We start from the raw sequence: 12,282 nt of genomic DNA, 5'->3' as shown, positions 1-12,282 counted from the left end.
CGACCCGCGACCGCTTCCTCCCGGGGGTCACAGCCGGCTGGCCGTGCGGATCAGCTGGGCGAGGGCGCGGGAGCGGCTGTGTGGGGGCCAGGCGATGTGGGTGACGACGGGGGGTGCGTCGGTGAGGGGGACGGCGGTGTGTTCGGCCCACAGCCAGGCGTGGGAGGAGTCGGGGCAGATGGCCGCGGTGCGTCCGAGGGCGATCAGCTGGGCCAGCTGGGTCTGGTCGCGGATCTCGGGGCCGGAGCCGGGAGGGTAGGCACCGTTGCGGGGCCAGCGGGCGAGCGGAAGATCAGGGACGTCGGTGACGTCGGCCATGCGCAAGGTCTTGTGCGCGGCGAGAGGGTGCCCGGCGGGCAGGACGGCGATCCGTCCCTCGGTCAGTAGTTCCTCGCTGTCGAACCCGGCGAGGGAGTTGAACGGCGTTTGCATCAGTGCCACGTCGGCGCGGCCGTCGCGCAGCAGTATTTCCTGTTCGCCGATACCGCATGGCAGCACTTCGATCTCGGCGGCGTCGGGCTGGGCCGCGTAGGCGTCGAGAAGCTTCCTCAGCAGTTCTTGAGACGCGGCGGCCTTGACCGCCAGCACCAGGCGATCGCGGGCGCCACCCGGATGATCGGCGCCACCGGCGCGACGGGTGCGGCGTGCGGCGGCGGTGGTCGCGTGCAGGGCGGCGCGACCCTCGTGCAGCAGGACCTCTCCGGCGCCGGTCAGCGAGACGCCGCGGCGGTTGCGGTCCAGCAGCGAGACGCCGAGGCGCCGTTCGAGCTGCTGGACCGCCCGGGACAGCGGTGGCTGGGCGATGCCGAGCCGCTCCGCGGCGCGGCCGAAGTGCAGTTCCTCGGCGACGGCCACGAAGTACCTCAGCTCGCGGGTCTCCAGGGTGTCCATGCCCGGAGCGTACTCCCCAGTGATACCCCACGAGTATCACTGGACGCCTTATCGGTATTGGTCGCGTCGCCGTCGCTGAGTGAGCATCAATGTCGTGAGCGAAACGAAGATTGCGCTGGTTACCGGCGCGAACAAGGGAATCGGGTACGAGATCGCGACCGGTCTGGGTGCCCTCGGATACCGCGTGGGCGTGGGAGCCCGGGACGGGGCCCGGCTGGAGACCGCCGTGGAGAAGCTGCGCGCCGCCGGGGTGGACGCGTTCGGGGTGCCGCTGGAGGTGACCAGCGACCACAGTGTCACCGATGCCGCGGGACTGATCGAACGGCAGGCCGGGCGCCTGGACGTCCTGGTCAACAACGCCGGGATCTCGGGAGAGTCCGGCCCGGGGTGGGTGCAGGACCCGACCGCGCTCGACCTCGACGTGGTCCGCACGGTCGTGGAGACCAACGTCCTCGGCGTCATCCGCGTGACCAACGCGATGCTGCCACTGCTGCGGCGCTCCACGTCGCCGCGCATCGTCAACGTCTCCAGCGGCGTCGCCTCCCTGACCCGGCAGGCGGACCCGAACATCGAGATCGGCCCCATCATGGCGGCCTACGCGCCGTCGAAGTCGTACCTCAACGCCATCACCGTGCAGTACGCCCGGCAGTTCGCCGGGACGGACATCCTGATCAACGCCGCCTGCCCGGGCCTGGTCGCGACCGACTTCACCGGCTTCCACGGATCCCGCACCCCCGAGCAGGGCGCAGCCATCGCGATCCGGCTCGCCACGCTTCCCGACGACGGCCCGACCGGTTCGTTCTTCGAAGACGACGGCGCCATCCCCTGGTGACCTGCGGACGCCGACGCCCGGCCACCGGGTACGAGGAACGGCCTCACGTGCCGGGTGCGCCCGCATCCCCTCCTGATCTCTCCAGCCGGGCCGTGCTGTTCAGGCGGCCCGGCTGAGACCGGCGGTGGTGAGGTCCTGCTCGCGCGGCGGGGTGAAGTCGACGTCGGGCTTCGGGCCGTAGGCGTCGGTGGCCCGCTCCTCATGCCCGGCCCGCTGGCAGTCGTCAGGGCCGGGTCGTCCCGGCTTCGGTGCCGTGGCCGAGGAGGGCGGCGACGCGGCGGGGAACGGGCTCGGCGGTCGCGGGCAGGGCCGGACCGGGACACGTACGGCCGGCAGCGGAGGAGGCGCGGGGCGCGAGAGCGGCCCGGCCGGTGGGGCGGGCGGTCGCCGTCAGCAGCCGGACCGCCCGCCGCGGAGGCAGGTGCGAGCCCGGCCGCCTGCCCGCCCGTGCGGCCGGGAACGGCACGAGGAGGGGGAGCCGGGCGATGTGGATCACGCCGGGTCCCCTTCCCCGTCGAGCAGGGCGCGGAGCAGGCGCTCGTCCTCGCCGCTCAGCTGTGAGACGAAGCGGCTCAGTACGGCCCCGCGGTCCCGGTCCTTCGCCAGTTCGGCGTGCATGCGCCGGGCGGTGAGGCCGGAGGCGTCCTCGGTCGGAACGTAGACGAACCCGCGGCCGGACCGCTTCCGGGTCACAGCGCCCTTCTCGTACAGGCGGGACAGGACCGTCGTCACGGTCGTGCGGGCGAGGGACCCGCCCATCATCTCCTGGACCCGGCCCGGGGACAGCGGGCCGTCCGCCGCCCAGAGCGCCGCCGGCAGGCCGGCCTCCAGCTCGCCGGCGGCGCGCCGCTCCGGGTTCCTGTCGCCCATGGGCGCGCTGCTCCAGACACCGATCGTCTACAGTTCTGTAGACCGTCTATGGAACTGTAGCCGCCAGTCGGCAGGGCGTCGTACCGGATCCTGTTCCTCTCACCCCATGGGAGCTGTTGACATGACCTCGCCCGCTCTCGCCGCGGCGCCGCAGGCGCTCGGCCCGCGCGCGCTCGGCCCGCAGCCGGGCCCGCAGGCCGACAACCTGCTGGACGCCGGTTCCCTCCTGTCGGCCTTCGGTGCCCTCGGCGTCGCGGTCGTCCTCATCTCGCTCGCCCCGCTCGCCCCGCTCGCCGTGGAAGTCATCCGTCGGCGGAGTCCCCGCACTTCGAACGGAGGCTCGCGTTGAGCCTGCTCGCCCTGGACGGCCCCGCCGTCGACGGACACCTGTACACCTGGATCACCGGCCTCGCCCAGCGGGCCCCCGGCTGGCTCGACGGGCTGGTCACCGCCTGGTCCGACTACGGCCTCGCCCTCTTCGCCGTACTGATGGCGGCCGCCTGGTGGCGCGCCCGGGCGGCGGCCGACCCGGCGAGGACCGCCAGGGCGCTGGCAGCGCCCCTCGTCGTGGTCATCGCCTTCCTCGCCGACACCGGCATCAAATCGCTCTTCCGGGAGCAGCGGCCCTGCCGGACCCTGCACGCGGTCACGCTGGAGGCCTGCCCGCCCCTGGGTGACTGGTCGTTCCCCAGTAACCACGCCGCCATCGCCGCCGCGGCGGCCGCGGCCCTCTGGGTCACGGACCGCCGGCTCGCGGCGATCGCGCTGCCGGCCGCACTGCTGATGGCCTTCTCCCGGGTCTGGGTGGGCGCCCACTACCCCCACGACGCCGTCATCGGCCTGGTCGTCGGGGCGGTGGTCGCCTGGCTGCTGACCCGTACGGCCCGCCGCGCGACCCCCCTCGTACAGCGGCTGCGCAGCTCGCCGCTCAGGCCGCTGGTCGCCCCCCGGTGAGGGTCCCCGCCGTGCGGAGCGCCACCCGCTGGGGCCTGGCCGCAGTGCTGTGCGCCGTCCTGTTCGCCGTGCTGACCGCTCTGGTCGCAGCCCGCCACGGCAGCCCGTACCCACTCGACGAGAGCGTGCACCGCTGGTCGGTACAGCACCGTCCTGCCGCCGCGGTCGCCTTCGCGCGGGCCGTCACCACGACCGGGACCGGCCCCGTCCCGTACCTGTGTGCCGTGACCGCGGGGCTCGTCGCGGGCTGGGGCCGGGGCGTCCGAGGCCGGCTGCTGACGGCCGCGGGCGCGCTCGGGTTCCTGCTCCTCGTCCAGGGCATGCGCTACGCCGTCCTGTACGGGGTGGCCCGGCCGCGTCCGCCCGTTGTCGACCGGGTGACGCACGCGTCCGGCTTCTCCTTCCCCTCCGGCCACACCACCACCTCGGCGCTCGTGGCCGGCCTGCTGGCCTGGGCGGTGTGGCGCACGGCCTCGCCCGCCGCCGCCCGGCTCGGCTGGGTCCTGTTCGCCTGCTGGGCCGTCACGGTCGGCCTGACCCGCGTCTACCTCGGCGTGCACTGGCCCACCGATGTCCTCGGCGGCTGGCTCTACGCCCTCACCTGGCTCGCCGCGGCCATGGCCGTGGACGCCGGGGTCGGACGGGGCCGGGCGTGATCGCCGTCCATGTGGTGGCGGCCTGGACCGGGCCGTCGCCGTCGCCGTCGTCGCCTGCCCCGCCGCTGGAACTCGTGCTGCTCTGCGCCGGTTTCCAGGTGCCGCCGACAGCCCTAGCCCGGGTGGCGGTGAGCCGAGCAGTCTCGTCTGCAGTCGTGTAGACATCGGTTCGGGTGGCCGCCCGGCTCCGGGGTGCCCGGTGGCCGACGCCTGCCCGCACACCGGCATCAGCGGCACGGCGCCCCATCGGCGCCGGGAGGCTGGACGTCGATGGCAAGGGCAGAGGCGGACAGCAGGACAGCGGCACGGCGGAACCCGCGCGTGCCCGAGCAGGGGAGTCCCACCACGCGCGACGGGCTCGGGTGGGGGACCGGCGCGGTCAGCCTCGCCCTGGTGGTCCCGATCGCCGCGCTCGTCGGATACCTCCAGGTGAGCCGCGCCGACACGCCCGCGCCGCCGACTCCCGCCGCCCGGGCCGCCTGAGCCGCGCGGGGGCGCGCACCAGCCGGTACCGGCCATGGCTGCGGCGCGCACGGCAACACGTCGGCCGGCCACCGGCGGCGACTCCGCGATCCGCCGGGTCAGGGGCGCCCGGCGACGAACCAGCGGGCCGGGAGTTCCACCGGCGAGCCGTCGGGGCGGGTCTCGCTCATGGCGAGGGCGGTCGTGCCCTCGTCGAGGACCGTGAGGCCTGCTGCGCGCAGCAGGGCGGCGACTTCGCCCTCGGCGACCTCGCCGGGGCGCAGGTCGTGTTCCTTGACGCGGCGCAGCTTGGGCGAGGGGCCGCCGGGCCGGGCGGCGATGGCGGCGATGACGTCCTTGGCCTCGCCGGTCGGTTCCAGGACGAGGGCGCGGCCGTGCGCGCCGACCAGCCGGGCGACCGCGGCGGCCACCGCGGGGCGGTCCTCCGGGTCGCTCTGGTGCAGGACGGCCCGCATGTAGACGTTGGTGTCGCCGAGGCGCTCGTGCAGGTCGCCGGCCTGGACCGGGTCGGCGAGGTTGAGCTGTTCGTACGCGGCCGCGCCGTCCGGGTCGGCGCGGCGGGCGTGGGCGACGGCGGCGGCGGAGAGGTCGACTCCGACGGCGCCGGCGAAGCGGGTGGCGAGGAAACGGGTCTGGGTGCCGTTGCCGCACCCGAGGTCGGCGACCGGGAGGGAGTGGTCGGCGTACGGGGCGAGGTGGTCGAGGTCGCGCCGCGCCGTCAGGGCCGGGTCCGCGTCCCAGAAGGGTTCGCCCGGTTCACCGGAGCTCTGCTCCCAGAAGCCGTCCCAAGAGGCGCGGTAGCGGTCGGACACGGTCATGGGGGGCTCCTCGCGGTGTGCGGTGTGCGGCCTGCGTGTTCGGTGTGAGGCGGGTGGCGCATCGCGTTCCGCCGTGCCTGCTGGCTACCCGGCAGGCGACCGCCCCAGCCTCGCGGGGATGTTCGAGAGGGCGGTCGCGCCGCCCGCGCCGCGCGTCCGGAGGACCATGCATCGACCGGCGCCATCACGGATTCGCTACGTGCCGTCATCGGTCCGAGCCGGTGTGGCAGGCGGGGGCCGTGCCCGCCACACCGGCTTCACGGACGGTCAGCCGTTGCCGTTGCCTGCGCGGCTGCGCTCGCGCAGTGAGATGCGGTTGCCGTCCGGGTCCGCCGTCTCGATGCGGACGCCGAATCCGTAGTCCTCCGGCTCCGGCTGGTCGAAGGTCACACCACGGTCGCGAAACACCTTGAAGTCCGCCCGCAGGTCGTCCGACTCCAGGATGACCGGGCCCGGCGTGGCGCCCGGTACCGGCTCGGCCGGCTGCCCCGCCGCCGCACTGTGCGTCCACAGGAGGATCTCCACGGGGCTGCCGGGGACGCCCACGGTGAGGAAACGCCCGCCGGGGTTGGGGAAGTCGATGCGCTTCTCCAGGCCCAGCTGCTCCGTGTAGAACCTCAGCGCGCGGTCCTGATCGGTGACGTAGAGCGTCACGTACATGACGTTGGTCAGCATGGTGTGTCCTTCCATCTGTCGGTCAGCGGTACCTCACTGACGGATCCCGGCAGGGGAATGTGACAGACGGCCGGAGAAAGTCTTTCCGCCCGGCACCGCAGGCGGCCGGCTCCTGGGCCATCGCGACGCGCCACGGCGGTGAGGATGTCCAGGCGCCGCTCCGGGCGTTGGCCTTGCGCCGTGCACCCGGGTGAGCGGCCTGGTTCGGAGGGCATTTCGGCTCATCGATAGCCTGAGTCCCATGATGCGCGCTTGGATCCTGCCGATGCTGCTCGTGCTCTGCGGCTCAGTCGTCGCGACTGGCCTGATCGCCAAGGGGGACCCCGGCACGGCCGCAGCACTCCTGCCGGGGTTCCTGGTGCTCGCAGGCATGAACTCGCCCTTGATCTTCCCGAGGTCGATCGGTGCGCGGGAGGCGCAACGCCGCAGCGCCGCCGACGGCCGGCCGGTCGTCTTCTGGCGTCCGGGCTGCAAGTACTGCATACGACTGCGCATCCGGCTGGGCCGCAGCGCCCGCCGGCTGCACTGGGTCGACATCTGGAGCGACCCGGCGGGAGCCGCAGCGGTGAGGGCGGCCAACGACGGCAACGAGACCGTGCCGACGGTCTTCGTGGCGGGTCGGCCGCACACCAACCCCGAACCCGAATGGGTGCGGGAGCAGCTCGCCCCTACTGTGTGAGCGGATACCGCGCCCCACCGGCGAGCCGTGGCCCGACCGGCGGCTCAGCCGCGCTGCGCGCGGATGAGGTCGCGGTACCAGGCGAAGGACGCCTTCGGGGTGCGGACCTGGGTGTCATGGTCGACGTGGACCAGACCGAAGCGCTGATGGAAGCCCTCTGCCCATTCGAAGTTGTCCATCAGGGTCCAGGTGAAGTAGCCGCGGACGTCCACGCCCTGCGCCACGGCGGTGTCGATGGCCCGGAGATGGGAGTCCAGGTAGTCGATGCGGTCGAGGTCGGGGACGGTGCCGTCGGCGGTGACCACGTCCTCGACCGAACAGCCGTTCTCCGTGATGTAGACCGGAGGGAGGTCCGGGTAGCGCTCCTTGAGGCCGACGAGCAGTTCCCGTAGGCCGTCGGGGACCACGGGCCAGTCGAAGGCGGTGCGGCGGTAGCCCTCGATGGGAGCCTCTTCGAACGGCAGGCCCTCGGACGTCGGGGCCTGGATCCGCGTCGGGTTGTAGTAGTTGATGCCCAGCGCGTCCAGCGGGGCCGAGATCAGGTCGAGGTCGCCGTCCCGGACGGAGCCGCCGAGGGTGGCGTCCGCGCCGTAGGCGGACAGGTCGGGGTAGGTGCCCGTGAGGAGCGGGTCGTTGAACAGGCGGTTGTGGAGGTTGTCGTAGGCCTGCGCGGCGGCCCGGTCGGCGGGGGCGTCCGAGGCGGCCCAGACCGGGGTGCAGTTGTTCGCGATCATCACCTGGAGGCCGCGTGCCCGCAGCTCCCGCAGCGCGAGGCCGTGGCCGAGCAGTTGGTGGTGGACGACCGGCAGGCAGTCCAGGAACAGGGCGCGGCCCGGCGCGTGGACGCCGAGGCCGTAGCCCCAGACCGCGTGGATGAACGGCTCGTTGAGCGTGATCCACTTCTGGACGCGGTCGCCCAGCCGGTCGGCCACGACGGCCGCGTACTCGGCGAAGCGGTACGCGGTGTCGCGGTTCAGCCAGCCGCCCTCGTCCTCCAGGCCCTGCGGGAGGTCCCAGTGGAACAGTGTCGGGACGGGCTCGACGCCGCGTGCGAGCAGGCCGTCGACCAGCCGGTCGTAGAAGTCCAGGCCCCGGAGGTTGACCTCGCCGCTGCCGGTCGGCCGGATCCTGGGCCAGGCGATGGAGAAGCGGTAGCCGGTGAGGCCCGCGTCGGCCATCAGCGCCAGGTCCTCCTCGTACCGGTGGTAGTGGTCGCAGGCCACGTCACCGGTGTGCCCGTCGCGGACCGTACCGCTGCGGGCGGTGAAGGTGTCCCAGACCGATGGTCCGCGGCCGTCTTCCTTGGTGGCTCCCTCGATCTGGTAGGACGCCGTCGAGGCACCCCAGACGAAGTCCGTCGGCAGATGGTCCAGCTTCATCTACTGCAACCTCCCAAAATGTGAGTACTGCTCATGTTAGCCCGCTCGATGGGATGATGGAACGGTGAATCAAGATCGCAACTCGGGGTCGCTGCGCCGCCAGCCCGTGCAGAAGCGCAGCGCCGAACGTTTCGAACGGCTGCTGGACGCCTGCGCCGAACTCCTGGACGAGGTCGGCTACGCCGCTGTGACCACCAAGGAAGTGGCGCGCAGGGCCGAGGTGTCCATCGGCACCCTCTACCAGTTCTTCTCCGACCGGGAGGGGCTGATCGGCGCGCTCGCCGCCCGGAACCTGGAGGCCTTCCTGGAGCGGGTCGCGGTCCGGCTGGAGCGTGAGAAGCCGGATGACGTCCCGGGCGTCGTCGAGGTGGCCGTCGAGGAGTACGTCGCCATGCGCCGGACCGTCACCGGTTTCGGCGTGGTGGACTTCGGCGCGGTGGGCCGGGACCACACCCTCGATCCGGCCCTGGACAACAACACGGCGGTCGCCGGCCGGCTGCGCTCGCTGATCGGGTCCCGGTCCGGAGTCCAGGACGACGCCGAACTGGGGATCGCCATCCGGGTGGCCCTGGAATGCGCGGACGGCGTGCTGAGACTTGCCTTCCGTACCGATCCGCAGGGCGACCCCCAGCTGATCGCCGAGTGCAAACGAGTCCTCAACAGCTACCTGAACGATCGGGTCCGGTCGCTCGCGACACGTCGGGAAGCGCACTAGCGGACGCCCCTGACCTTCCAGACCAGTACCGCGCCCAGCGCGGACATGGCCGCGGAGCAGAGGAACAACGAGGGGTAGCCCCCCAGATCCCCGAGCACGACGGAGGCGATCGGGGGTACCAGGACGTACGGCAGGGAAGCCATCAGGTTGGCGAGGGCCATGTCCTTGCCGCGGTCCGCCGAGGCGGGCAGCACCTCGGTGACCAGGGCGGTGTCCACGGCCAGGTACACCCCGTAGCCCAGGCCCAGGATGACGGCCGAGACCAGCGTCATGGTCCAGGTGGGCGACAGGGCGAGCGGGATCGCGGCGACGGCCATCGTGAGGCCGCCGACGCAGACGAGCATGCGGCGCCTGCCCAGCCTGTCCGAGAGCCAGCCGCTGAGGACGACCGTCGAGATCGTGGCCACGCAGTTGACGCCGACCACGATGAGCAGGCCGTCCTCGGTGGACCGGCCGGGGAACAACTGCTCGTAGTGCAGGACGTCGTCCAGGAAGTACGGCATGTAGAGCGTGCCCAGGCCGTAGCCCAGTCCCATGATGAACCGGGAGCTCATCGCCCAGACGAAGTCGGGGTGCCTGCGGGGGCTGATCCGGTAGCCGTCCAGGAACGCGCGCAGGGAGAACGGCTCGCGGTGGTCGGGGGGAAGCGGCGGGTCCTCCATGACGACCGCGAACAGCGTGATGAGCAGAGGGAACGAGGCCATCAGCACGTACTGCGCGGGGAAGCCCGTGAGGAGTCCGAGCAGCAGCCCGCCCGCGATCAGACCGCCGGCCTGCGGGACCGTGGCCCAGCCCAGGACCACACCGCGCTGCGCGACGGGGACCCGGTCGGGTATCACCGGGGCGATCCCGGCACCAATGATCATGAAGGAGGCGGACAGTACGAGGGAGCCGAGCGTGATCCCGGCGACCGTCGTCTGGACGCCGGTATAGATCAGTGCCGCCATGCAGGCCAGCGAGCCCGCGATCATCCACGGCCGACGGCGGCCGAAACGGCCGGTGGTGCGGTCGCAGAGCGCGCCCGCCAGCGGCGCGATCACGATTCCCGAGATCGCGCCCATCATGCTGACCCAGGCGTAGGCGCCGACCTTCCCCGCCGGATCGATCTGGGCGACCTGCGCGGGCATCAGGAACGTGGTCGGCACCTGCATCGGGATGAACATCCCGGTGTTGGCCAGCACGTACAGGAGGATCCAGCCGGGGCCGACCCTGCGGGTCGGCTCGGCGAGGGCTTCGGGCCGTGCCGGGGCGAGGCTCATCGGGGCACTCTCTTGAGGTGGACGAGCTCGCTCGTGCAGTCGAAGGCCAACAGGGGCGGGAGGCCGTGGCCGAGCAGGACGGCGCCTTCGTGGACGGCCCCGGTGTCCTCGTCCCGGTAGCGGGCACGGTGGTCGAGGCCCTTCAGCCGGGTGCGGGCGACGGTGCGGTTCAGCCCGGACGGCAGGAAGCGGAAGACGACGACCTCGTCCTCGGTGAGGTACTGCACGGCGTCATGCCCGAGGCGGTAGAGGGCTCCGCCGTGCACCACGGGCCGGATCCGCTTGTACTGTCCGACCAGCGCCCGGGCCTGGGCCAGCTCGTCCTCGCTCCATTTGCGCAGGTCGCCGCCGATGCCCATGGCCCCGGCCATGGAGACGTGGAAGCGGTACCGGACCGAAGCCGGGCGGGCGGTGGAGCCGTTCGGGCTGTCGGTGACCCAGGCGCCCATGGTCCGGGCGGGCAGCAGCTGGCAGTGGCCGTGCTGGATCGCGACGCGTTCGGCGGCGTCGGTGTTGTCGGAGGCCCAGACCTGGTCGGCGCGGGCCAGCACGCCCAGGTCGGCCCGCCCGCCGCCGCCCGCGCACGACTCCAGGTACAGGTCGGGACGGGCGGCACGCAGCCGGTCCATCACCTCGTAGACGCCGCGCGTGTGCTCGACCCAGACCCGGTCGGGGTCGGCGGCCCCCGGCTGCCCCGCCTCGCTGAAGGAGCGGTTCATGTCCCATTTGAGGAAGGCGACGTCCAGCTCGGTGACCGTCCTGACCAGCCATTCGACCGCCCATTCACGGACGTCGCGGCGGGCGAAGTCCAGTACGTGCTGGTTGCGCCCCTGCGTGCGCCTACGGCCGTCCTGGCAGAGGATCCAGTCGGGGTGTGCACGGAAGAGGTCGCTGTCGGGGTTGACCGCCTCGGGCTCGACCCACAGGCCGAAGCCCATGCCCAGCGCGCGCACGTGGTCGGCGAGTGGGCCCAGGCCGTTCGGGAAGCGGTCGGGGTTGGGCCACCAGTCGCCGAGCCCCGCCGTGTCGCCGGTGCGGGCGCCGAACCAGGCGTCGTCCACCACGAAGATCTCGACGCCGAGCCCCGCGGCCAGCTCGGCCAGTTCGGTCTGCTGCTTCTCGCTGATGTCGAACTCGGTCGCCTCCCACGAGTTGAAGATCAGCGGGCGTTCGGCCGGCCGGGCGGGCAGCACCTGGCCTTCGACGTACGCGTGCCAGCGGCGGCTGGTGCCGCCGAAGCCGTCGGGGGCGTACAGCCCGGTGAAGACGGGGGTCTCCAGGCGCTCTCCGGGGAGCAGTTTCCAGACCAGGCCCTCGTGGCCGAAGCCCCCGGTCCAGGAGGCGCGGCCGTAAGGGTCGCGGCGCAGGGTGATCCGGCGGCTGCCGCTCCAGGCGAGGGCCGCGCTCCAGACCTCGCCGTGTTCCTCCGCGGCGTCGTGCGCGTCGAGCATCAGCCAGGGTCCGGCGTGCCGTCCTGTGATGCCGAGGCGGCTGGTGAACACCGTCTCCCCGATGGGCACCCGGTCGCGCCGGAGCTGGAACTCCCTGCCCCACTCGCCCACCACATGGCTGACGCGGTAGTCGTCGAGGGCGGGCAGGGTCCAGGCGGCGGAGTCGAACCGCAGGACGTCCACCGGCTCGTCCGCGGTGAGCACCGCCCAGCGTTCCACCTGGTCGTGGCCGTCCCGGATCCGGTAGTGCAGGTCGAGACCCAGGGAGCGGACGCGGTCGGTGAAGGAGAGCGTGAGCAGGCCGGCCTCGGCCCTGTGCGCGACGAACCGCCACTCGAAGCCGCGCACGCCGTCTTCGAACCGGACGGTCAACGACGGTGCCCCGAACCGCAGACCGCCCTCGACGGCGTACTCCTCGCCGCCGGGGTCGTCACCGCCGGGGTCCTCGGCGGGAAGGCAGGCCGCGACCGCGACGGCCTGCTCCAGTGTCAGCGGCCGGCCCCAGTGCACGTGCCGGGGGACGTCGTCGGCGTCCAGCCGGAAGGCGTAGGAGGTGCCGGGCGTGCTCAGCAGCCAGAGGCGGGCTTCGGAATGGTAGGTGATCACACACAGCCTCAATG

The 12,282-nt window shown here is 72.6% G+C and carries 15 protein-coding genes; 7 read left to right on the top strand and 8 right to left on the bottom strand.

The window, feature by feature from the left end; all coding sequences use genetic code 11:
- Positions 1-27: 27 nt before the first annotated feature.
- The gene (locus ACZ5D2_RS16075) at positions 28-891 is read right to left on the bottom strand and encodes a LysR family transcriptional regulator (RefSeq protein ID WP_468929731.1); all 864 of its coding nucleotides are present in this window, start codon (positions 889-891) and stop codon (positions 28-30) included.
- Positions 892-985: 94 nt separating this feature from the next.
- On the opposite strand from ACZ5D2_RS16075, the gene ACZ5D2_RS16070 reads away from it, so the two are divergent.
- Positions 986-1,723: an SDR family oxidoreductase gene (locus ACZ5D2_RS16070; protein ID WP_468929728.1), complete on the top strand. Its 738-nt coding sequence runs from the start codon at positions 986-988 to the stop codon at positions 1,721-1,723.
- A 223-nt stretch (positions 1,724-1,946) separates the two neighbouring features.
- On the opposite strand, the gene ACZ5D2_RS16065 is transcribed toward ACZ5D2_RS16070, so the two are convergent.
- Positions 1,947-2,219, bottom strand: coding sequence for a hypothetical protein (locus ACZ5D2_RS16065; protein WP_468929725.1), 273 nt, complete (start codon positions 2,217-2,219; stop codon positions 1,947-1,949).
- A complete protein-coding gene (locus tag ACZ5D2_RS16060; RefSeq protein WP_468929722.1) occupies positions 2,216-2,593 on the bottom strand; it encodes a BlaI/MecI/CopY family transcriptional regulator in 378 nt (125 codons plus the stop codon). The genes ACZ5D2_RS16065 and ACZ5D2_RS16060 overlap by 4 nt, the downstream gene beginning before the upstream one ends.
- Before the next feature lie 121 nt (positions 2,594-2,714).
- Between ACZ5D2_RS16060 and ACZ5D2_RS16055 the strand changes: the two genes are divergently transcribed.
- The 4 genes from ACZ5D2_RS16055 to ACZ5D2_RS16040 all read left to right on the top strand — a co-directional run bounded on the left by ACZ5D2_RS16055 (position 2,715) and on the right by ACZ5D2_RS16040 (position 4,686).
- Positions 2,715-2,942 (top strand): hypothetical protein, encoded by a 228-nt coding sequence (locus ACZ5D2_RS16055; RefSeq protein WP_468929719.1) that lies wholly within the window; start codon positions 2,715-2,717, stop codon positions 2,940-2,942.
- Positions 2,939-3,547, top strand: a complete 609-nt coding sequence (locus tag ACZ5D2_RS16050; protein ID WP_468929716.1) for a phosphatase PAP2 family protein — start codon at positions 2,939-2,941, stop codon at positions 3,545-3,547. The genes ACZ5D2_RS16055 and ACZ5D2_RS16050 overlap by 4 nt, the downstream gene beginning before the upstream one ends.
- 11 nt (positions 3,548-3,558) lie before the next feature.
- Positions 3,559-4,203, top strand: a complete 645-nt coding sequence (locus ACZ5D2_RS16045; protein WP_468929713.1) for a phosphatase PAP2 family protein — start codon at positions 3,559-3,561, stop codon at positions 4,201-4,203.
- A 321-nt stretch (positions 4,204-4,524) separates the two neighbouring features.
- Positions 4,525-4,686: a hypothetical protein gene (locus tag ACZ5D2_RS16040; protein WP_371681482.1), complete on the top strand. Its 162-nt coding sequence runs from the start codon at positions 4,525-4,527 to the stop codon at positions 4,684-4,686.
- A 98-nt stretch (positions 4,687-4,784) separates the two neighbouring features.
- Here ACZ5D2_RS16040 and ACZ5D2_RS16035 read toward each other — a convergent pair whose 3' ends face one another.
- Both ACZ5D2_RS16035 and ACZ5D2_RS16030 read right to left on the bottom strand, forming a co-directional pair.
- Positions 4,785-5,504 carry a methyltransferase domain-containing protein gene (locus ACZ5D2_RS16035; protein WP_331738300.1) on the bottom strand — a complete coding sequence of 240 codons (720 nt, stop codon included), beginning with the start codon at positions 5,502-5,504 and terminating at the stop codon, positions 4,785-4,787.
- 267 nt (positions 5,505-5,771) lie between these two features.
- Entirely contained in the window at positions 5,772-6,179 is a 408-nt protein-coding gene (locus tag ACZ5D2_RS16030; RefSeq protein WP_468929709.1) for a VOC family protein, read from the bottom strand.
- A 241-nt stretch (positions 6,180-6,420) separates the two neighbouring features.
- Here ACZ5D2_RS16030 and ACZ5D2_RS16025 point away from each other — a divergent pair, with 241 nt between their 5' ends.
- The gene (locus ACZ5D2_RS16025; protein ID WP_331738304.1) at positions 6,421-6,858 is read left to right on the top strand and encodes a glutaredoxin domain-containing protein; all 438 of its coding nucleotides are present in this window, start codon (positions 6,421-6,423) and stop codon (positions 6,856-6,858) included.
- A gap of 44 nt (positions 6,859-6,902) precedes the next feature.
- Here the strand turns inward: ACZ5D2_RS16025 and ACZ5D2_RS16020 are convergent, their stop codons facing one another.
- Positions 6,903-8,237, bottom strand: a complete 1,335-nt coding sequence (locus ACZ5D2_RS16020; protein WP_468929706.1) for a GH1 family beta-glucosidase — start codon at positions 8,235-8,237, stop codon at positions 6,903-6,905.
- Positions 8,238-8,301: 64 nt separating this feature from the next.
- Between ACZ5D2_RS16020 and ACZ5D2_RS16015 the strand changes: the two genes are divergently transcribed.
- Entirely contained in the window at positions 8,302-8,952 is a 651-nt protein-coding gene (locus tag ACZ5D2_RS16015; protein ID WP_468929704.1) for a TetR/AcrR family transcriptional regulator, read from the top strand.
- On the opposite strand, the gene ACZ5D2_RS16010 is transcribed toward ACZ5D2_RS16015, so the two are convergent.
- A complete protein-coding gene (locus tag ACZ5D2_RS16010) occupies positions 8,949-10,211 on the bottom strand; it encodes an MFS transporter (protein WP_331738314.1) in 1,263 nt (420 codons plus the stop codon). The genes ACZ5D2_RS16015 and ACZ5D2_RS16010 overlap by 4 nt on opposite strands.
- Entirely contained in the window at positions 10,208-12,274 is a 2,067-nt protein-coding gene (locus tag ACZ5D2_RS16005; protein WP_468929887.1) for an alpha-galactosidase, read from the bottom strand. The genes ACZ5D2_RS16010 and ACZ5D2_RS16005 overlap by 4 nt, the downstream gene beginning before the upstream one ends.
- Positions 12,275-12,282: the final 8 nt, after the last annotated feature.

It is taken from the genome of Streptomyces sp. NPDC031479 (assembly GCF_055581065.1).
The sequence above is the reverse complement of the archived record's forward strand: the minus strand, read 5'-3'. Positions and strand labels throughout refer to the sequence as shown.